This is a genomic window from Salinivibrio sp. ML198 (assembly GCF_001996015.1).
Lineage (GTDB): Bacteria > Pseudomonadota > Gammaproteobacteria > Enterobacterales > Vibrionaceae > Salinivibrio > Salinivibrio siamensis.
Genome location: NZ_MUEZ01000011.1, coordinates 54601 through 76366, shown reverse-complemented (window position 1 = coordinate 76366; position 21766 = coordinate 54601). Strand labels below are relative to the sequence as shown.

The window sequence follows — 21766 nt, the reverse complement described above, 5'->3', positions numbered from 1 at the left end:
TTTTGTTATGCGTTTAGCCTAGAACTTGTGTCATGCCTGCCAAGTGGTGCCAATAGCCGTTGCAATCGTGGTTGAGCGGTTGCGGGTTATTGCCTGCTTGGTTAGCACGGAATTTGTCTACCCAGTGCAAGGTGTCAAGCGACAGTGGACTTAACCGCACCACATCCACCAGCCCTTGCATCGACGGTAAATCGTTAATGAGATTGGTGCACTGCCCGGACTGGGTTTGAATGCCGTTCAGCACAAATACGGCCTGACCCTCTTGGGATTCCGTTAACCGCCCATTGGGATAGTTGATACAGCACAGTTCGCAGTCATCTTTGGCGCGGTTTTCTGAGCGCGCGGTAAAACAGCGTGCTGAATAAGCCAGTGGTAAGTAACCATAGCCAGTCACCTCCACCTCAAACCGGTCGCGAATACCCAGTGCATCGCAGCCGTTTAACATATTCACCAGCCAGTCGCGCGAAAGTTCCACCGGCATCACCCAGCGCGTCATGCCAAGGTCAACAAATTGCTTTAATGTTTGCGGGTTATAGCAATTGATGGCGGCCCCCACCACAAAGGGCTGCCGACGCTCACTTAAAAACTGCACCGCGCTCACGTCATTCGCTTCAATGCGAATATCATCATTGTCACAGTAGCGTTTTAGCATGCTCAGCTCTGAGGGCGCTTCAATCAGCGCCATGGTCGAGAGCACCACTTGTTTACCAGACTCGGCCAGCTCACGTGCAAGCCCGATCCAGTCTTTGGTTTTCAGCTCTCGCCGCTTGGCACAGACAGTTTCACCGAGATAGATCACATCGGCTTGGCTATCAGCCGCTGCTTGATAAAAGGCTTCAACCTCAGACTTGGGCCAGTAATACAGGATCGGCCCGAGAGAAAATTGCATCATAATTCCTTATTGCCACTTGCGATGGTAAGCACCCAAACTGGTTTGCACCCCTTCAGAAAGACTATCGAGCGAGTGCGCCCAATCCGGCGCAATATCAAACGCCTCGGGGTTTGCGATACAGCGATCAATCGCTTGACGCCATACCCGTGCAACTTGCTCCACATACGCCGGGCTGCGCTGACGACCTTCGATTTTGACCGATTTGATCCCGGCGCGATAAAGCTCAGGCAGGACACTTAAGGTGTTCAAACTGGTGGGTTCTTCCAGTGCGTGATAGCGATTACCGTCGACACAAAAACGACCTTTGCAAAGGGTGGGATACCCCGCTTTTTCATCAGCTTGGTACCGATCAATCAAGACCCCGTTTAAGCGCGACTCCAGCCCTTGCTCAGTATCTTGCCAGCGCACGAATGCCGCCGGTGAGCAAGCGCCCACGGTATTGGGCGATTGGCCGGTAAGATAAGACGATAAATAGCAGCGCCCTTCGGCCATAATGCACAAGCTGCCAAAGGCAAATACCTCTAAGTCGACATCGGTATCGCGTGCTAGTTGTTTAACCTGATGAATAGACAGCACCCGCGGCAATACTACTCGCTTAACGCCATATTGCTGCTGATAAAAGCGGATCGCCCCAGCGTTAGTGGCGGATGCTTGAACAGAAAGGTGTATATCCAAATCGGGGTAGGTACTGGCGGCGTAATCTAAACAGGCCATATCGGCAAGGATCAGCGCATCGGCACCATTACCGGCGGCGCTATCAATCGCATATTGCCAGCGACGCCAACCATCAGGATGGGCAAAGGTATTAATGGCAACGTGCAAGTCTTTGCCATGGTCATGTACATACTGACTGGCACGCTGCAATTTGCTGTCGATAAAGTTCAGCCCCGCAAAATGGCGCGCATTAGTGTCATCTTTTAAGCCGACATACACCGCATCGGCGCCATGTTCGATCGCTTTTTTAACCGCCGGAATATTGCCCGCCGGACAAAGGAGCTCCATAACATTGCATTCCATTTTATGATTGTCCGGCTAAGATAAGGGCGTTGCCAATGTGGGGGGTTGATGTGTATCAAGCTCACTTCTCCATGATGACAAAAATCGCGATAAATGACGCTGTTGGCACAAAAACTCCTCTCATTTTTGACTCGGATCCAATGGCGTAGCATTCAACCTCGCTACTCTAGTGGCATTCAACCGTTGGCACCAAAGGAAAGCCAAATGCTCGTTAACCCAATCACCCAACAACCCCTTGCCCTGCCGTTGCCTCAACCCAACCTGATTACACCGGGGCTAAAAGCCATCACTCAGTTACCACATGGGCTGCAAGCTCAGATGCTGACCAAAGTCATGAATACCGCTTTTGCGGTGCCTCTGGCAGAGGACGAGTTCGACTTTCTTGCTGGCCGTACCATTCGCATTGGATTGCGCGATCTCAACGCGAATTGGTTCGTGTCGCTGAACGAAGACAACCAATTATTGGTCCGCTTGTCTGGGGAAGAAGACGCCAGTATCGAGGGAGATTGGTTAGCGTTTTTAAAAATGGCGACCCACTATTGCGATCCGGATACGCTGTTTTTCCAGCGCCAACTCAGTATCAGTGGTGATACCGAACTTGGGCTGCATGTGAAAAACCTGCTTGATAGCCTCGAAATCGACACCCTGCCCAAGCCGCTGGCACGCTCACTGACGTTAAGCCATCACTACCTCACTAAACTCGCGTTGTAGTGCACGAGCGGCTGGGGTTGCAGACGCCCAGTCGCCTATTATATAGTTCTGTTTCCTTTCTTTAGCGGAGTCTGTGCCAATGAACAACTAACACTCATTACACCGTTTTTATATTCGGTATCTTGGGGTTAGTCGGTATTCATGGTCACTGGGCTTACGTTTTCTCTATTGCCAAACTGTCTCTACGCAGGTTTTCTGTGTAGCACATACCGCCGCCCCTTTGTGTTGCTTTACATAAAGGAGGCCTTATGCCTTACCTTATTACACATGATCTCAGCGTGACACTGCCCGATGGGCGAGTCTTATTTGAGCCTATCTCTATCACCTTTGAGCACGGCCCCATTGGCCTTGTGGGTGACAATGGCACCGGAAAATCACTCCTCCTCGCGCTGTTGGCAGGCCATACGTTGCCATCCACGCAAGGAATTCATTATTCAGGCCATGTACAACGCGATGGCGATATTGCTTACCTATCACAGCATATTACCGCCCCAAAGACACAAACATTGGCTGAAGTACTTGGCATCAGCGAACAGCTTCATGCGTTGTCGGCCATTGAGGCTGGAAGCGTCGACCCAACGTATTACGAGCGCGTAAATGATGACTGGGATATCGCTGAACGCTATCAGGCAATACTGACCCAGTTGGGTATTGATGCCGCTTTATCAGCGCCTTTGCATGTGCTTAGCGGTGGCCAATTGACGCTGCTGAGTTTATATCGCGTTTTTCACTCTCAAGCGCATATCGTATTGCTCGATGAACCAAGTAATCATCTTGACCGAACCGCACGACATAAGCTCGTAAGCTGGATCGAAACCTATCCTGGGTTAGTGATCACGGTGAGTCACGACCAACAGTTACTTCGCCATATGCGAGCTATCTATGCATTAACACCACAAGGTGTCGCAAAACACACGGGCAACTATGACGAGTTCGTTCGCGCGCAAAAGCAAGAACAGGAAGCACTCATCGCGAAACGAACGCACCTCAATAAACAGCACAAACAGGTATTACGTCAACAGCAACAAAGCGCTGAAAAGGCACAGAAGCGCGAATCAAAAGGTAAACAATTACGTAAAAAATCCAGTCAGGAAAAGTCGATTCTGGATGGACAAAAAGAAAGTGCGCAAGACGCTAAGTCTCGAGCGAAAACACAATTTTCTCAGCAACTTAAGCGTTACCAAAAGCAACTCGACGCGTTGGATACGCAGCTTCCGGAAAACAACCCAACGCTGTATATGCATCACTCAGAGCCAATGAAACGGCGACGGCTTATGAAAGCCACCCAGTGTCAGTTACCATTCGGACACACTGAACCGCTTGATTGGTCTGTCTACGCGGGGGAGCATTGGCTACTAACAGGGAGAAACGGTGCAGGAAAATCCACGTTACTGCGGACATTAATGGGTCATCACGCGCCTGTCAGCGGCTCAATCGACGTTGTCGGTGACTGTGTGTATCTAGATCAACACTTCTCACTACTGGATCCCAAACAAACACTGCTATCGTGTTTGCGCCATCATAGCGACTTGTCAGAGTCGGATGCTCGAACCTGCCTTGCTAGCTTAGGGTTACGTGGCGATCGCGTTTATCAAACGATTGATAGTTTAAGCGGTGGCGAAAAGATGAAAGTGGCAATGTTAGCGGTAGCCCACCAGCACGCCCAGCCACTGTTACTGTTGGATGAGCCGGACAATCACCTCGACATCTCAGCCAAACACGCACTGGTCGACGCGCTTAATCATTATCAAGGTGCCTATATATTGGTCAGCCATGACGATGCCTTTATTGATGCGCTGCATCTGACCCATCAATGGGAGCTTGAATATCATGCTGCCAGCAGCTTGCTAAGTGATCGATAAAGTGGCGCACGACAGGCTGTTGATAACTACGCGATAAATAGACCGCCCACAGTGCGCTGGGCGGTAAGCGATAATCGGTCAGCAAGGGTATCAATTCCCCTTGCTTCACATAGGGAAAGTGGCGCCCACCGTCGCCAACGTATCGGTGTGGCCTACTAATCCAAGCTCATTGCCCAGCGTGCTCACCCGCCAACCAAGGTTGCGTGAGTGAGACCGTCTGGGCATCAAAATCAATACAGGCTTGAGCCCCCAAAGGTATGGTTAACATCGGATGCGTATGGCAACTGTCAAAACCATCAACCACAGCGAGCGGCTGGCCATCGAGTATTTCTTCAAGAACGTCATAGGTTGAACGTCCCGTTCCTTTGTTATCAAAAAGCTCGTGTTTACCAAGTAACACCGCGCCTACCGTATCAAACACCCCAGCCAGTTTTAGGTGTGCGAGTGAGCGCTCAACCGTGGCAATATCAAGCAAAGAGTCCTCAATCAGCAGAATATCGTCTGTTTCAATCGCTGGCATATAAGGCGTTCCCCAGATCCCATTCAGCGTATTGAGGTTGCCACCGATAATGCGCCCATTTACCTGACCTTTACCCATAAATTGCCATGCATTCTCATAGGTCGGTTTTGCCTCTGTCTGTTCGCCCCAATCAATCATGACATCCGTCCATTGGGCAGGCATCTTATAGGTCATCGGCAGCGTTACATTCTCAGTTGTTACGGCTCGAAACGCATCAAAGGTTTCATCAACCAGTGGCGGAAACTCCCCTAAAGACGCCACTAATGCTGGCCCATAAAACGTGATTAATCCCGTTTTGGCATAGATACCGAGCAGTAAAGCAGTGAGGTCCGAATAACCCACGATAATCTTAGGATCATCAGCCAAGGCGGCATAATCGATATAGGGAAGTAAAGCATTGCTGTTCATTCCACCAATCGTCGACATGATGCAGCGCACATTCGGATCACGGATCAGCTGGTTGAGCTCTTCCGCACGCGCCTTGATCGAGCCTGAGCGATAGTGATCCGATTGTCCGGTCAATACCCCCGGCTTCAGATCAAAGCCTTGTGCTTTGACATAGTCCATCGCGCGTTCAAATCGTTGGGGCGCAAATACGGTGGCAGGAGATGATGGCGAGAAAAAGCCAACTGTCTCGCCTTTTTTAAGAGGAGGTGGCAGTAACATCTTGTCTTCCTTGATATTTAATCTCCCCACCATTAAATCATCTGGACAAGACAGTCACAATATTCGCCGATTAATCGTTGTGAGGCGTACTGATAGTCTGACATTTTTTTGGATATCGCTGCTGCAACTGCCAAGCGGTGGCCACGCCGACGATACCGCCCCCTACGACCACAAAATCGTACGCCATTCGCTACTCCTTTCGTCACCCGTTAATCGGTCACGTCCAGAAAATAATACTGGCTAACGTCGCAAATAAAACCAAAAGATTCAAAAAGATGATGAGCGGCATGGTTGCTTTGATGGGTTTGTAGCAATAAGCAAGCGGCTTGGCGGGCACGAGCCTCCTTGAGAGCGTGCGAGATTAATGCCCGTGCGATACCTTGTCGCCGTGAATCCGGCTGCACGTACAAATCGTTAATAATTAAGCCACGGCGCGCCCTCGCTAGTGAATACAAAGGCGTTAGGTGGACAAATCCCACCATGGAGGATTGGTAAGAAGCGGTCAATATACAAGTATCTTGCTCGCGCAACCGTTGCTCAGTAAACGTCCTTGTTTGACTGAGCGGCGGACGAATCGCAAGCCAGCGCTGGTATTGGTCAAATAACACGGTGAGGGTATCTAGATCATTTAACTCCGCTTTTGCTATATGCAACATTCTTTCTCTACCGCAGCGCTATGGTTACTTTTCAGTGTAAGCGCCATCACGACGTTCTGCTGCCAACACCTCAACAGACGAGCATAGAGAGCAAAATATATTTCTTCACACTACGTTGAAATCGCCCACAGTATCTAGGTTGATATGAACACCAACATAAAAAGTTATAGTGCATAAGGTGCGATAAATAAGGCGGCTAAACGCCGCCTCAGTATATGCCGACCCCTGCAAGGATATAGTATCGTTTGGCTAGGTCCGTGTTGCGTCGTGTTCTGATTACGCCATTGAGCGGGTGCGATACCACTTTACTGTAACAGGCGCGAGTTCTTTTAACGCGTTACGCACCATGACGAATGGCACTTTGATGAAGTAGAACGACATCAACACCATCATCATAGGATCTGCATAAACCGCATAATCCGACCAAGGTGAATGCGCCACTAACCAAGCACCTAAAAAGCCTAAGGTGACCGCCAGACTTAATAAGGTGTCCATTTGCCACTGGCGCGATTCCGCCTCCACCAACTGGCTTTGCCCTGCTTGGTTTTTGCGTGCAATCATCCACCATCCGTAACCACAACCCACCACGTTGACAATACCAAACAGCACCGCCAATGACGGGTTAACCGCACGTCCGCCTTCGACCAAGGAGGAGACCGCTTCATACAGAGAATAACTCACCAACAGCATAATCACGGCGCCTTTAATGGCGACAACAAGCGGTGTCAGCAGCGCACGTGTGATCGGCCTTGCGTAACGCGAGTGGATATACCACGACGCGCCCAGTGACAACAAAGTTAACACTAGACTAATCAACGAGTAGATACCGTCGAACATAATCACTAAAGAGCCAGCAATCCATCCAACGGCAAGGCCGGCGATGGCAAACCCCAATGCGAGAAGGGCCGAAAACACTAATACTGACTTTTCATTGATCACGTTTTGAGAAGACATAAAACACCAAAAGTAGAAAACACGCACATATTCTTGGTGCTACTGCGCCGCTTTACAAACACGAACTTGCTGACATTTTCACCATCCTGCTAAGGGGAAAATGAAAGGCGTTTTATTTCAATAGTTTATGCATAAAAATCACTGTCAATATTTCTGACAGTGAGTGTTCTAAACAAATTTTAGTTATGAGATAGCGCTAAATCGCATTTTGCTTGCATATAACTTTTACGCATACTAAATCTAAATTTAGATTCTTTATGGACTAACAAGATGAGAAAAGGCGTGTTACTCGCGGCAATTAGCTTGCAGCTTTTCCTCGCGATGACCAGCACAGGATGGTGGCAGTTTGGTGCGGCACTCAGTGCGTTTCTGTTGGTCGCGGTATTACGTTTGCCTCAGGACACGCCGCATGAGTGAACCTGAGGCAACGACGGAGACTAGGCAGCTAGCAGCAGCCAAGCAAGCGATGTACAGGAGATAATCACCCACAGCGCGACACCAAACAATAAGGGTTTGGGGCCTGCCGTGCGTAGCTGGGTGACAGACATACTGCAGCCGATTAAGAATAAACACACCACTAATACTTGCTTTGAGATGGCGAAAATCACCTCATAGATGGGTTGCGCTTGGACAAAGACATCACTGATGCCAATCGCTAGACAATAAAAAACGATAAAGTAAGGAATCGTGATTTTTTTAGCGTGGCTGCGAAACATGAGTGCGCTGACAAACGCCACAGGCACAATCCATAATGCGCGCGCAAGTTTGAGGGTGGTCGCAGTGGTTAGTGCTTGCTCACCATAAGCGGACGCCGCGCCCACCACCGATGATGTATCATGAATCGCGATCGCCGCCCAGGTTCCAAACGTGTGCTGATCTAAGCCCAGCGCATGCCCAACCATAGGAAACACAAACAGCGCCAATGAATTCAACACAAACACCGTGCCTAACGCGAGACCAATTTGTTTATCATCCGCATTGATAGCGGGCGAGACAGCTGCGATTGCACTGCCGCCACAAATGGCAGTGCCTGAGGCAATCAGGTGACCAGTCTTTTTATCCAGCCCCATAAGTTTGCCCAGTAATGTGCCAAAAATCAGCGTGCCTGCAATGGTGGCAATAATCAGCCCTATCCCATCGCCTGTCACGGCGAGCGCCTCTTGCAGCGGGATACCAAACCCCAGACCCACAATCGAATAAGCCAGTAACTTTTTGGTGATTTTCGTGAGCGGAATTGCACTTGGCACCCAGCCTAGGGAGGTCAGCAAAAAACCCAATACCAATGCAATCGGCGAGCTCACCCAAGGGGTTAAACAGGCTAACACAGCCAATGAAAAAGGAAGATAACGCGTGTATGCGGTCATAATGATGCTCGGTGAAATTCAGTGACGGCATTGTAGCGCTCAGTGATTGTTCAGAAAATCTTAAACTTTTTAACCTGGGTTAAGTTTTGCTTAACATGTATTGCAAGACATTGAAAAACAATCATCGAGGCGCACATTTAGAAATCAAACAAGTAATTGGTAATGCTATCACTCAGCCATTGGATCCCAGGATGCTCGGCCATCCCTGAGGCGGTGAATAGGCAGTAGTCTTCTTGGGTTAAGCCATAGGTGTGTTTGATCACCGCTAAGCGCTGTTCTCGTAAGTATTGCCGGATCAGCGGCTCAGGCAACACGCCCCACGCTTCTTCTTGTAAGATGGTATTGAGCATATATTCAAAGCTCGAAAAGCCTATATAACGGCGTGAGAAAGGCTGCAGCTCGGGATTGTCTTTTTCATTGAGATAGACCATTACCGCTTGCATGGCATTACGCAGTTGATCATCACTGACCCGACGCAGTCGACTCAACGGGTGCTCGCTGTTGCACACCGACATCATGCGAATTTTACCCAACGGCTGATAGTTGATGCGCGGATCGTCAATGCGCTCGTAGTCCACTCCAAACGCAAAGTCGACTTGTTGGGTTTCAACCAAATTGGCCAAATCACCGCTCGAGGCCAAGACTAGGTTGAAGGACGTCGCCGTAAAGCGCTTATTGAGCTGATGCGCCCAGTCCTGCCAAAGCTGATCGGGGATCGCATCATCACGCGCGATCCATACTTCGGCATTAAAGCCCGCGTTCGCTTGATCGCACGTGCGACGAATGCGAGCCGCGGTGACCGATATACTCTCGAAATCTTTGTACACAGCTTTGCCGATTTCCGACAGTGTTAGACGGTTACCGGTGCGATCGAACAATTCGGCGTTGAGTGATTGTTCTAGCGCTTTAATCGCCATGCTCAACCGTGAACGATTCACATCCAGCTGACGTGCAGCTTCAGACACCGAGCCAGTCTCTGCGACTGCACAAAACGCATCAATTTGGGTTAGATTCATGCCGCCCTCCTCACGCTATCCTACCGGAGCGCGGCAAAGACACAAAGCGCTATTACCGCTTGTCAGCGCCCTTGGACTATCAGCGATCATGCATTATTATTAGCGACTTATTGCATATCAGAAGACGCTAGGCTCTCTGTGCTTGAGGCTAGACAGAATAAGAATCGTTTACTTGTGATAGAAGATAGATAGGGATAACGAGAGTGCTATGGTGCCCCGGGCCGGACTTGAACCGGCACAGCGCGAACGCCGAGGGATTTTAAATCCCTTGTGTCTACCAATTCCACCACCAGGGCAACGCAGTTATGCGTGGTAGCACCATAGTCCACAGACTGCGCTGCGAACGTGGGTGTACTTTAATGAAATTTAACCCGAGGTCAATAGCCCTTTTATTCTTTTTGATTCAGATGGTTGAAAAGCAGACAGACTCAACAACCTGACGTCGCATATAACAGCTTATGGTGGGTTATGGGAAAATTGGTGTTTCGCCACCTTTTTGAGGAACCCTAAGTCCACCATGGTCGACATGTAGCTATGCGGCTTGCGCGTGACTTGATCTTGAATCAGCTGAATCATTCCGGCCTGACACCCTTGATCGTGATAGCTCTCAAGCACCTCATGCAGCGTCTTTTTATGAATATCTTCAATCCAAAGCCCAGCCACATCGGCCCCCGCACCGAAATGCAGCAATGCGATTTCTGGATCGCATTGATGCGCTACACCTACCGAATTATGCAATGCGACCATTTCATGAATCAGATCGGCCTGCTCCGCCGACAATCCTTGTTCCAATGCAAACGCTTGTGCAGCAATGGCGCCTTCGACTTCGAAGGTGTCTTGTTGGGCAACATAGTCGGTCAAGCCAATATCATGTAAGATTGCGCCAACAAAAAAGACTTCTTTATCAACACCTTGTTTTATTTTGTGGTTCATCGCCAGACCAAACGCGTAGCTACGTAAGGAGTGGTTGACTAAAAATTCAGGACTAAATTGTTTAACCAGTGCTAACGCCTGCTGACAGGCTTGGCTATCGGGGACAGTATAATGCGCCGGTGAAACATATGGCACGGCAGTACGCGTAATGGTCCGCTTCACTCTCTGCACTGCTCGGCTCATATCACTTTTGACAAATTGGCACACCATACAAGGCTTGGAGGGTCGAGGCTTAGTGCGTGTTAGCTTACGTGACATGACGTTTCCTGTGCTAGTGGGTGTTCCTGCTCGACCAACGTCACTGGCATGAACACACTATGTTAATGATCGCCTGACACTTTTGATGGCAGCAATCACTGTTGCGTCTAAGTTATCACCGTAGTCGTGTTTTTTGAAGCCAATGGCGACAGGGATCTGAGCCTCACTCAATTCTTTCGCAAGACGTTCAACCATCACCGCCATTTGCTCTTCGGTTTTATTGGCACAGAGCATGGTGTAGATATCTTCCCCTAATCGAGCGATATAGCCATCGTCATGTAAAACACCATTGAGAATGGACACAAACAGAGTGGTCATTGCGGTATCTTTCAAATGCGTTGACTGGTTGCTCTGAGAAACATCAATAGCCACCACATACACGGGCGTACCCACCGAACGGATATTGCTTTCTTCTTTTTCTAAATATAAAGACCAACCTAATCGATTAAGAAAACCGGTTTCATGATCTTTTAATTGTGAGGGTAAAAAACTCATTTGTTTTCGCGATAAGTCGATGTTTTGCAGCTCAAGCTGTAATAGCGTTGAGAGTAATTTAGAGACAAGCTCGATGGTTTCCAACCCGTCAGGCGGAATGCGATCGACCGGTTCGGTGTCTATCGCGCACAAGGTGCCAAATAAGTTACCATCCGAATAGCAAACAGGGATCCCAATATACGACTTAATATTCTCCGCTTGATAAATTGGCGCGTTCACATACGCGGGGACACTGTCAACGTCAGGCGCCCAGCGCGGTCCTTCACCCTGCACCATACGACTGCACATTGAATCGCTCCACGTGAGTGTGGTCAATTCATCAATACCGTATTTGCTCCCTTCTACCTGTAAGATGACCCATTGATCTTCATGCTTACGGGTCATCATCCACGTACCGTAGCCAAACTTTTTATTCAAATACTTGAGTGTATCGCGACTTGCTTTTTCAAAATGCTCAAAAGGAATTTGGTCTTGCGTGTTGATATGTATCACATCGTGCCTCTTACATTCATTGAATGATTTTTTCTTCCCGCAGATCGGTTTCGATTGCGGTCATCATTGCACTTATTTCGGTAAACACGGCTTTTACTTGTTCGAGATCGTGACTGCTTTTTTCGATAACTCGGAATAACTCGCTCAAACGCATCGCCCCACTTGATGCAGATGCACCTTTTGCCCCATGTGCAATGGCTCTTATTTTTTCATCGTCGGCGCCGACAATGGCCTGCTCGAGCGCATTGACATCCGCCGATAGGCCGTCCCAAAACATAGACAGTATAGCGCGCTTCATTTCTTGGTCTGAGCTGCCAATGACTTTCTCGAGCTGACGGTCATCGATGAGTGCTTCGGTATGAGAGACTTCTTCGCTGGTCTGAGTCAGCGTGGGCTCGCCCTCTCTTAACGCTCTTCCTCTAAGACGTAATGCCAACACGCGCTTGAGTGTCTCAAGCTCAACAGGTTTGGAAATATAATCATCCATCCCCGCTTGCAGGCAGTGATCCGCTTCTCCCAAAAGTGCATTCGCGGTGATGGCAATGATTAAGGTACGCTCGCGATTTTCTTCTGCCTCTAGCCGCCTTATCTCAGCCGCTAATTCAAACCCATCCATTTCAGGCATATGACAGTCTGTTAAGAGCATCGCGTACTCCCCTTGATGCCATTTCTCAAGTGCTTCTTTGCCGTCTGATGTCATTTCAAATGAATAACCAAGCTGTTTTAGCTGCTTAGCGAGGACAAGCTGGTTAGTTGGCTGATCTTCTGCACATAAAATGGTGCCACACACTTGTGCATCTAACTGACTGCCATAGGCAAAGGCATTGCTATGTACCGCTTCATTCCAATCAACATCCGGGCTTTCAAGCCCGCACATCACTGCAGCGCCGAGCACAAACTCACTGGGTTTAAGGGGGGACCGGTTTAACCGATACGGCCCTGGATGCCGATAAGCATCGTTTCCACCAAAATCATTCCCCAACAACAGGCACCGCATACCTTGATGTCTTTCCAAAATACTTGCATCTGTGGTCACCGCAATCATAGTATCCGGATTCCAGTTAGCCGGCACCGTCGCCTTTGCATCCAAAATCTCGCCAGGACATAAGCTTTCAAGTAATGCTAAACAGGTATTTTTGAGCGGCTCATGGTCGATAAATACAACGAAGGAAAACGCGGAAAACGGATAACGCCGGTTGGTTTCATGAGTTTTGACGCTGCTAGGCGCAGGTACTCGCACTATAAACTCACTGCCTTTACCAAACTCACTCTCAACCGCAATATCGCCACCCATCATATCGACAAATGACTTGGAAATACTCAATCCTAGGCCCGTTCCGCCGTATCGCCGAGTGGTGGAACTATCCGCTTGTGTAAAGGGTTTGAACAGTTTATCCATCTGCTCGTGCGTCATGCCGACGCCAGTATCTTGGATGCTCAATGTAAGCATCTGACTGTCATGACAATATGCTGTTTTGACAAAGACATGGCCTCCCTCTTTTTCTTTGCTGGTGAACTTAATGGCGTTCCCCAGTAAGTTAAGAAGAATTTGGCGTACTCGCACCGGGTCAACCAAGATAAAGTCAGGGGTAGCGTAGTCATGTGAGAAAAAGAGTTCGACGCCCTTTTGGTCAGCACTAATCCATAGTGCGTCTAAGGTTTTCTCAATTAAGTCGAGCACGTTAACATCGGTCGGATCGAGCTCCATCTGTCCTGATTCGATTTTGGAAAAGTCGAGAATATCGTTGATTATTTCAAGTAAAGAGAACGAAGAATCTCGAATCGTCGACACCATTTTGGCTTGCTCTGGCTCCAGAGGCGTTTCTTTTAATAAGTCCACCATGCCAATCACACCATTCATGGGCGTTCTAATTTCATGGCTCATAGTGGCTAAAAAGCGAGATTTTGCCTCGTTGGCTTTTCTCGCCATGACCGATTCTTTCTCTAGCTTGGCTTGTGTCTGTCGCTCATGTGTAATGTCTAAATTGATGCCAAAGAGCATTTCTCGTCCCGACTGCTCATCTTTCACCACATTGCCCGCGGCTTTAATCCAACTGACCCTCTGAGTCTGAGGGTGGATCACGCGAAACTCAGCATTAAAGACATTGCTGTCGTTTAGTGCTGTTTCGACTTCTTTGATCGCATGTTGACGGTCATCGGGGTGAAGGCATGTCTGCCAGACCTCGTAATTCACTGGCGCTTCAGGTGCAATCCCATATAGGCGATACATGTTAGCGTCCCACTTAAGCTCCCCCGTGGTTACATCCATTGACCAATTACAAATCCCGCCTGCATCAGATGCTAGCTGCATGCCGCGAAGCAACTCATCTCGCGCCCTTTTTGCTGAGAGCAGCTCGCCTTCTATCGCTTTGCGCTGACTAATATCTTCCAGCGCAGCAATGAAGTACTTGGTCGCACCATTTTCATCGAGCACTGTCGCAACCGATACCGTGGCCCACCGCGCCTCTCCATCTTGCTTAATATATTGTTTATCCATCGAAAACGATCGGCTCTCACCCGAGGAAAGTTGAGTGACGTGTTTGATACTTGCTGATAAGTGGTCTGGATGAGTGATGTCTTGATAGCTTAATTGCAACAGCGCTTCTTGGTTATATCCGAGCAATTCACTCATTCTGTCATTGACCTCAATAAAGTTTCCCTCTAGGTCAACACGACATATACCCACTGCCGCCTGATCAAAAGCAGTTCTATAGATGACTTCTCTTTCTTTTAGCGCATCTTGAAGACGTTGTTCTCGCTGCTTAACGTCCTCCTCTACGGTGATATCTTTAATCACACCGACAAACCCCTGGGTATCGCCAAACCAAGTTTCGCCAACGGATACCTCTATGGGGAATTCACGCCCGGATTTATGCAAACCCTGTAGTTTTCGTGGTGTGCCAATCAGCTTTTTACTCCCTGTTAACTGATACTGACTTATAAATCCATCATGGTCAGCTTTATACTTATCTGGCATCAAAATAGAGACATTTTCTCCCACCAGCTCTTCACGGATTCGTCCAAATATAAGCTCCAATGAGCGGTTAACTTCAAGGATATTACCTCGCGTATCGATCACCACCATGCCATCAAGTGCAGTGTCAAACACCGTCCTCAAACGCCCTTCGGATTCTTGTAAGTCTTGCGTTCGGCGCTGTATTTCTTGTTCGAGTTTAAGTTTCGCCTCATCTTCTGCCTGTTTGAGGTCGGTAATGTCCGACTGCATCCCAATATAATGGGTTAACGAGCCCACTTCATCAAAGATGGGATCGAGGCGTAGATTATTATAAAAAAGCGTGCCGTCTTTTTTATAATTGCGCACGACGACGGAGCAAGATAAGGCATTTTTAAGGGCATAGCGGAGGCGATCAAACTCTGGCTGATCACGATCATCGGCCTGCAAAAAACGACAGTTTTTGCCCACCACTTCTTTCGAGCTATACCCGGTTAAGGTCTCAAACGCTTTATTGGCATAAATAATGGGATAATCTGCAAGCCTAACATCAGAGACAATGATGCCTGTTGCCGTCGCTTCGATAGCGCGACTTTGAATATCCAACTGGAAGCGCTGCTCTTCCGTTTCTCTGATTAAGCTTTCTCGCTCGCTCACCATATCACGCAGTTTGAGCAGCTCACTGGCCATGACCCCAACTTCATCGCCTCGGTCTCGCTGCGGTAGGGAAAAGTTATGCTCGCCCCGCGCCAATTTTCGCACAGCGGTACTCAGCTGCCCTAAAGGTTTGAAAACTTGCCGTGATACATAAAAGGCCAGCAGTACAATCAACGACAGCAGCGTGGCAGTCATGATAAAAGAATTTTTATACAGGGTATTGGGCGCAAGCAGCGCCTCTCCAACTTCGACGCGTATCATCGCTGACCAACCCAATCCTGGGTAATCATACGCCCCTTCGGTGTGGGCAAACCCCGTGACCTGATCCACTTGTTTTCGATAGTGTGTTGAGATGTTTGACCCCGTTAATCCAGCAACGGCTAATCTCGCCCCTTCGACACCATTCGTCGCCAAGTTTAATTTACCCAGAACTTGAAAGTCCCTTTGATACGTTGATTCATTTTGTCCTACAGGATCATAATCAACGATAATACGGCCCTGGCGGTCTAAGAGGGTTAATTCCGCACTGACGAGCCCGCGTTTGGCGAGTAAGTCGTAACTTTCGGCCACAATGGATTCGACCGTAGAAAAATCGACCACATTGACCCATATACCGACAGGCCGATTCGCGGTATTACGGATCACAGACGCAAAAATCATGTCGTAAGAGGAAGCATTGGATCCGAAAATAAAACGCTCTGGCCCGGTGACATACGTACTGTTCGGTTGTTCGGGGGCGAGGGTTTGGCCGTTAAGGATCTCATTAAACCAAACACTGTTCATAATTTGTGACTTGGAAAGGTCAAGAGGCGCGAGCGATTTGCCATGCTTATTTTGATTATTTATCGCCAGTAATTCGCCCTCCATACTTACTATCGCAATGCGACGGTAGACTTTGTAATTAGCGATTAACTCGTTAAGGTTTCTTACCGTATTGTCATTTACTTGGCGGTTACTCAGACTATCTGATTCAATACTCCCTAGAGACAAAGGAAACGCGCGTGCATCGTGATACCTTTCAAAAAGATTCCTTTCAATCAATCGAATCAGTAGTGCGGCTTCTCGCTCTATGTTAGTTAATGTGCTTTCTTGAAGCAGTTCGCGGCCTTTCCAAGAGACCACAGTAACGGATGCCAGCATTAAACCGCCCAGCATCAGCAAAATAATAGGTAGCTTCACAGAAAACTTCATTCACGATTCCCACGCTGAATACTGGCTGCACGCCAATCAAATACACTCAGTGGCTCTGGCTTGGCGTAAAAGTAGCCTTGCCCAATGTCACATCCCAGTGCTTTAACAAAGTCACACACCTCTTGATTCTCGATCCCCTCCGCCACCACGTTTACCCCGATTGCTTTTGCGAGTTGAATACTTTGTTCAACCACAGCCGCAGATTTTGTATTCGATAAACAATCAAGCACAAAGCGCTTGTCAACTTTGAGCTCATCAAAAGGAATCGAATGCAGTTGGGCAATGGACGAGTAACCCGTGCCAAAATCATCGATAGACAATTTAAACTTCATCATTTTTAAGCGCAGCATTTGGGTATCAATGGTCGCCTGATCAGTGGTAAAAGCCGTCTCTGTTAGCTCGCAGATCACTTGTTCTGGACGCAATTGATACTTGGCGGTTGTTGCTTGTAACCACTGTGGAAAGTTTGCCGACTCCAACACTTTGGCGGATATATTGAAGGCAAATGATAAATTGCCGATACCTTTTCCATACTGATTGATATCGCTGTAAGCACATTCAATGATGCGTTTGGTGAGGTCAGTGATGCTCTCAAGATGTTTTTCTGCGGTGGGGATAAACTGGTCGGGAAAAACCATGCTATCATCAGGTTTAAATAGGCGAGCCAAGACCTCAAACCCCTTGAGGCGACCAGAGGACAAGGAAATTTGCGGCTGGAAAAACGCGCTTAGCCCTCCTTTATCTATGTATCCTTTGAGTAACTTGGCAGTGAGCGGCGGTAGTGAGTGCGGCGCGTGGTTAGCCTCTATGTCTAGTTCACGCTCACTGGCGCTCAGCAGTCGTTTCACTGTTGCAAATGAAAGCGGTTTGGCCACACATTCGATGATATTCAGTTGATAAAGACGCGCCAAATTGGCGGTTGAGGCCAGCACTTCCTCCTCCTCGCCACTCATTAATATTATGGCGCCTGGGTAGGCTTGCGCATCCAAAAACTTGAGTACCTCAAACCCATCTTCGACCGGCATATTGAGATCGCAGAACACGCACCGGATCGAATGTGAGCTCAGGATCTTTCTCGCTTCCCGACCATTTTCGGCCTGATAAATTCTCGTGAAACCAAGGTTTTGAAGACATAGCGCCAGTGTGTGCCGAACCACTTGCTGATCATCAACAACTAATATTCCCTGTTGGAAGTCACTCACTCACGGCCCCTCTTCGCCCTTTAGAAAAGCAAACGCCTCAAGGTTTACCACCTCGTGCCTACTTTAGTACTATAGACCAACCATAACGGGTGCACTTGAGTGACAATCGATCTATACGACTAAAGTCTAGTGACGTGTGAAAAAGGGTAAGAGAAGGACGTTGAGCGTATATTCACTCGCCGATGTCGTTGAGAACCGCTTTCACGAACGGTGCTTTATGTTTTACGTAGCTGTCTTGTTCGTGAACGCCTGCTTTTAAAATGTTGCGCTTTTTTTCTTCGTACTCGGCGCGCACATCAGGGTTATCGAGCAAATACTGTTTGTATGCAATTTGACGATGATGTTCATCACTGTCTTTTTCAATCACGTGAGCATGAATCAAAAACCGTTCACCTTGATAGGTTACGGAGGCGTCTTTACGAGGGCGGTGTTCGGGAAACGGCTGCTTACTGTGCTGATCTTGAAAGCCTAGCGCGTAAAGATGGGTAATTGCGTTTTCTCGCTCTCCTGAGAAATAAAGAATAGATAAATCAATGATCCCTTTGCCACCGACTTTGGCTGATGTTGAACCAAAATGCAGTACCTCAATACTAGGTGTCGAGATATGGTCAGACAAGGCTTGGGCAACGTCTAAATAAATAGGACGCCAAGGAGAGAAACTGGCGTCAACTAATTGGTAGGGCTCGAGTGTGATCATGTGGCACCTAAGGTAAAAAGGAATGCTGGTAAACACGAGTGAGTCGGCATGAGCGACACATTGACTCAAGTTAGTTGATTATCGTACCAGCAGTTCCCATGCAAACAAATCACACCACCTTACTAGACGCCTTCCGCAAGCTTAGGGTTAGAACCGTATTGATTGTTATTTTGATCCCCTTCCAATGCACAAAGCACCAGCAGCGCAATCATCCCGATAACAGGAATGAATGAAATCAGCAGCCACCATGCAGAACGTCCCGTGTCATGCAAACGCCTTGATGTAACGGCTAAGGTTGGCAGTAGTACCGCCAATGAGTACACAATGCTCAGCAACACCAGCCCCGTCGCTTCAGCGACAATGTTTAGCGCCAAGGAGATGCAAAAGTTAACCAGAAAGAACATCCAATACTCTCGACGATGGGCGCGCCCTGAAAAAGTGACATAATTGCGCAGCACTTTTAAATACCATTCCATACGTAACCCTATTTTTAGTTGAAAGAAGTGTTCGCACGTATCATAGAACGGACTATCGAGTCAGTACTATTTCAGTGATAAGACATCCGACCGCTTTATCATCAGCTTGGGACCCTTATCACTGATTCGCCACGTAATAGAAAGTTAACGGCAGCTAGCTTTGCAAACCTGCGGCATGCATCAAAAGCTTAAATAGCCAAGAGACAACCCCCAGTGCTGCCACACTGGCTCCCCAGATAGCGATCAACCAAAGCCAACGCTGCCAAGTAGGTTTTGTCATGCCAACCATCAGTGATAAGCCTCATCCGGATTCACTTTGCCACTAAAGACACGGTAACTCCAATAGGTGTACATCAAAATAACTGGAATGATAAACACCGCGCCAACCAGCATAAATTGCAAGCTTTGTTGTGGTGAGGCAGCCTGCCAAATCGTGATCTTGGGTGGAATGATATGCGGCCAAATGCTGATGCCGAGGCCAATAAATCCGAGCAAAGTGACACACAACGCCATGATAAATGGACGGTGGTGAGCGTGATCAGGACGGGTACGCCAAAGGCGTAGCAAACAAAAAACCGTCAATAAAGGAACCGGAGAGAGCATTAGCAAATTTGGCAAACTAAACCAACGGTCGGCAATCCCCGGATAGGCGAGTGGTGTCCAAACACTGACTATCGCGATACTTACCGCCATCAACAAAACCAGTCGACGACTCAGGTGGTACATACGCATTTGCAACGCATGCTCCGTTTTCATGATCAGCCAAGTGGCCCCCAGTAAACCGTACGCAATGATCAGTCCTATCCCGCAAAAGAGAGGAAACGGTGCCAACCAATCGAGTCCACCGCCGGCAAAAGCGCGTCCCTCGACAGGAAAGCCTTCAATCACCGCGCCTACCGTCACCCCTTGGAAAAAGGTGGCAAAAATCGACCCCGCCATAAAAGCGGTATCCCAAAAGCCATGATGACCGGGTAACGCCTTGAACCGGAACTCAAACGCCACGCCGCGAAAAATAAGCGCTACCAACATTAGGGTGAGAGGGACCGTTAACGCATCGACAATCACGGCATACGCCAAAGGAAAAGCACCAAATAGTGCCGCCCCACCAAGGACCAACCAGGTTTCATTGCCATCCCAGACTGGAGCGACACTGTTAACCATCAAGTCGCGCTCTTCGCGTTGAGTGACAAACGGCATCAGAATACCGATCCCTAAATCAAATCCGTCCATCACGATATACATTAAGGTGGCAAACACGATGATGCCAAACCAAATCATTGCTAAATCCATGTTTCCCCCTTACACACGGCCAGAGACAGTTAACGGTTCATGCGGCGTGTCATCGTGCTGATCCGGCCCTAGTTTAATTTGATGGATCATATAGATGTACCCCAACCCAAAGACCAAGCCGTACACCACAAAGAAACTGATCAAGCTAATACTCATGTGCAAGTCACCGTGGGCAGACACCGCATCTTGCGTGCGTAAAAGGCCATGTACTACCCAAGGCTGGCGCCCTACCTCAGTGGTTACCCAGCCAGCAAGAATCGCGACCAAACCTGCGGGTCCCATATAGAAAGCAAAACGGAGCAAACCTTGATGTTCATAAAGGCGACCTTTATAACGCTGCCATGCCGCCACTAGCCCAAGTGTGATCATCAATAGCCCTAAGCCCACCATCAAACGAAACGCCCAGAAGAACACGGGCGAATTGGGTCTGTCTTCCGCAGGGAGTTCGTTGAGCGCTGGGATTTGCTCGGTCAAACTATGTTTTAAGATCAGACTCCCCAAATAGGGAATTTCTACTTTGTAGCGGGTGGTTTCCGCCTCCATATCCGGTAAGCCAAATAAAATAAGCGGCGTGGGCTCGCCGTGGCTGTTATCCCAATGCCCTTCCATCGCTGCTATTTTGGCAGGTTGATACTCCAAGGTGTTCAAGCCATGCAAATCACCAATAAAAGCCTGAACAGGCGCGGTGAATAACAGCATCCACATCGACATCGAAAACATCCGCTTAACCGCTGGGCTGCGCTGCCCTTTGAGCAGGTGCCATGCCGCCGACGCGCCAACAAATAAGGCACTGGATAAAAACGCCGCGACCACCATATGCACCAAGCGATAAGGGAAAGAGGGATTAAAGACCACCGCGAACCAATCCACAGGCACCACTTGACCATTAACCACTTCATGCCCTTGTGGCGTGTGCATCCAACTGTTGGAGGCCAAAATCCAGAAGGCAGAGATCACCGTCCCCAGCGCGACCATGGACGTGGCGAAAAAGTGCAAGCGATCACCGACACGTTGCCAACCAAACAGCATGACGCCGAGAAAGCCGGCTTCTAAAAAGAAAGCGGTGAGTACCTCATAAGTCAGAAGGGGGCCAGTGATACTGCCCGCAAACTCGGAAAAGCCACTCCAGTTGGTGCCAAATTGGTATGCCATCACCAACCCAGACACCACGCCCATCCCAAAGTTGACCGCAAAAATTTTCGACCAGAAAAGATAGAGGCTTTTGTACTCCTGCTCGCGAGTTTTAAGCCATAGCCCCTCAAGCACGGCAAGGTAGCAGGCAAGGCCGATCGTAATCGCTGGAAAGATAATGTGAAAAGAAACCGTAAACGCGAATTGAATACGGGCCAACATAAAGGCATCAAGACCAAACATACGTGAAGTCCACTTTAGTAATTAGACCAACGCGCATGGTAGAAGCCCATTATTAATGTGCCCATATACAGGCGGTTCAGATTAACCTAT

18 protein-coding genes, 1 tRNA gene and 2 pseudogenes are annotated in these 21766 nt (G+C 48.6%); 3 read left to right on the top strand and 18 right to left on the bottom strand.

Annotation, left to right across the window (positions count from 1 at the left end; genetic code table 11):
• Window positions 1-13 precede the first annotated feature (13 nt).
• Complete coding sequence (locus BZG25_RS09460) at window positions 14-889, bottom strand: U32 family peptidase (RefSeq protein WP_077638968.1); 876 nt, start codon at window positions 887-889, stop codon at window positions 14-16.
• 9 nt (window positions 890-898) lie between these two features.
• A complete protein-coding gene (locus BZG25_RS09455) occupies window positions 899-1894 on the bottom strand; it encodes a peptidase U32 family protein (protein WP_077638967.1) in 996 nt (331 codons plus the stop codon).
• A gap of 219 nt (window positions 1895-2113) precedes the next feature.
• Between BZG25_RS09455 and BZG25_RS09450 the strand changes: the two genes are divergently transcribed.
• On the top strand, window positions 2114-2620 hold the full coding sequence (locus tag BZG25_RS09450) for an SCP2 domain-containing protein (RefSeq protein ID WP_069590181.1): 507 nt from the start codon (window positions 2114-2116) through the stop codon (window positions 2618-2620).
• A 248-nt stretch (window positions 2621-2868) separates the two neighbouring features.
• Entirely contained in the window at window positions 2869-4482 is a 1614-nt protein-coding gene (locus tag BZG25_RS09445; protein ID WP_077638965.1) for an ABC-F family ATP-binding cassette domain-containing protein, read from the top strand.
• 166 nt (window positions 4483-4648) lie between these two features.
• On the opposite strand, the gene BZG25_RS09440 is transcribed toward BZG25_RS09445, so the two are convergent.
• The 4 genes and pseudogenes from BZG25_RS09440 to BZG25_RS09430 form a co-directional block, all read right to left on the bottom strand.
• Window positions 4649-5668 carry a S66 peptidase family protein gene (locus BZG25_RS09440; protein WP_077638964.1) on the bottom strand — a complete coding sequence of 340 codons (1020 nt, stop codon included), beginning with the start codon at window positions 5666-5668 and terminating at the stop codon, window positions 4649-4651.
• Window positions 5669-5771: 103 nt separating this feature from the next.
• Window positions 5772-5855 (bottom strand): annotated as a pseudogene (locus tag BZG25_RS15895) (FAD-dependent oxidoreductase); the annotation flags it as partial.
• A 22-nt stretch (window positions 5856-5877) separates the two neighbouring features.
• Window positions 5878-6324, bottom strand: a complete 447-nt coding sequence (locus BZG25_RS09435) for a GNAT family N-acetyltransferase (protein WP_077638963.1) — start codon at window positions 6322-6324, stop codon at window positions 5878-5880.
• Between the two features lie 321 nt (window positions 6325-6645).
• Window positions 6646-7278: pseudogene (locus BZG25_RS09430) on the bottom strand (cation transporter); the annotation flags it as partial.
• Between the two features lie 270 nt (window positions 7279-7548).
• On the opposite strand from BZG25_RS09430, the gene BZG25_RS15970 reads away from it, so the two are divergent.
• Entirely contained in the window at window positions 7549-7695 is a 147-nt protein-coding gene (locus BZG25_RS15970) for a hypothetical protein (RefSeq protein ID WP_157891195.1), read from the top strand.
• A gap of 20 nt (window positions 7696-7715) precedes the next feature.
• Here BZG25_RS15970 and BZG25_RS09425 read toward each other — a convergent pair whose 3' ends face one another.
• The 12 genes from BZG25_RS09425 to BZG25_RS09370 all read right to left on the bottom strand — a co-directional run bounded on the left by BZG25_RS09425 (window position 7716) and on the right by BZG25_RS09370 (window position 21676).
• Window positions 7716-8642 carry a YeiH family protein gene (locus BZG25_RS09425; RefSeq protein ID WP_077638962.1) on the bottom strand — a complete coding sequence of 309 codons (927 nt, stop codon included), beginning with the start codon at window positions 8640-8642 and terminating at the stop codon, window positions 7716-7718.
• Between the two features lie 137 nt (window positions 8643-8779).
• Entirely contained in the window at window positions 8780-9658 is an 879-nt protein-coding gene (locus BZG25_RS09420) for a LysR family transcriptional regulator (protein WP_077638961.1), read from the bottom strand.
• Between the two features lie 209 nt (window positions 9659-9867).
• Window positions 9868-9954: transfer RNA gene (locus BZG25_RS09415), tRNA-Leu, on the bottom strand.
• Window positions 9955-10114: 160 nt separating this feature from the next.
• Complete coding sequence (locus BZG25_RS09410; RefSeq protein WP_198535219.1) at window positions 10115-10753, bottom strand: HD domain-containing protein; 639 nt, start codon at window positions 10751-10753, stop codon at window positions 10115-10117.
• Window positions 10754-10906: 153 nt separating this feature from the next.
• On the bottom strand, window positions 10907-11836 hold the full coding sequence (locus tag BZG25_RS09405) for a GAF domain-containing protein (RefSeq protein WP_077638960.1): 930 nt from the start codon (window positions 11834-11836) through the stop codon (window positions 10907-10909).
• Between the two features lie 16 nt (window positions 11837-11852).
• A complete protein-coding gene (locus BZG25_RS09400) occupies window positions 11853-16637 on the bottom strand; it encodes a PAS domain S-box protein (protein WP_077638959.1) in 4785 nt (1594 codons plus the stop codon).
• Complete coding sequence (locus tag BZG25_RS09395) at window positions 16634-17839, bottom strand: EAL domain-containing response regulator (protein ID WP_241828687.1); 1206 nt, start codon at window positions 17837-17839, stop codon at window positions 16634-16636. Before BZG25_RS09395 ends, BZG25_RS09400 begins: the two co-directional genes overlap by 4 nt.
• A gap of 172 nt (window positions 17840-18011) precedes the next feature.
• Window positions 18012-18536, bottom strand: coding sequence for a GrpB family protein (locus tag BZG25_RS09390; RefSeq protein WP_077638958.1), 525 nt, complete (start codon window positions 18534-18536; stop codon window positions 18012-18014).
• A 122-nt stretch (window positions 18537-18658) separates the two neighbouring features.
• Entirely contained in the window at window positions 18659-19012 is a 354-nt protein-coding gene (locus tag BZG25_RS09385) for a DUF805 domain-containing protein (protein ID WP_077638957.1), read from the bottom strand.
• 154 nt (window positions 19013-19166) lie between these two features.
• Window positions 19167-19292: a DUF2474 domain-containing protein gene (locus BZG25_RS09380; RefSeq protein ID WP_198535218.1), complete on the bottom strand. Its 126-nt coding sequence runs from the start codon at window positions 19290-19292 to the stop codon at window positions 19167-19169.
• Between the two features lie 8 nt (window positions 19293-19300).
• Complete coding sequence (cydB, locus tag BZG25_RS09375) at window positions 19301-20302, bottom strand: cytochrome d ubiquinol oxidase subunit II (protein ID WP_077638955.1); 1002 nt, start codon at window positions 20300-20302, stop codon at window positions 19301-19303.
• Window positions 20303-20311: 9 nt separating this feature from the next.
• Window positions 20312-21676 (bottom strand): cytochrome ubiquinol oxidase subunit I, encoded by a 1365-nt coding sequence (locus BZG25_RS09370; RefSeq protein ID WP_077638954.1) that lies wholly within the window; start codon window positions 21674-21676, stop codon window positions 20312-20314.
• Window positions 21677-21766 lie beyond the last annotated feature (90 nt).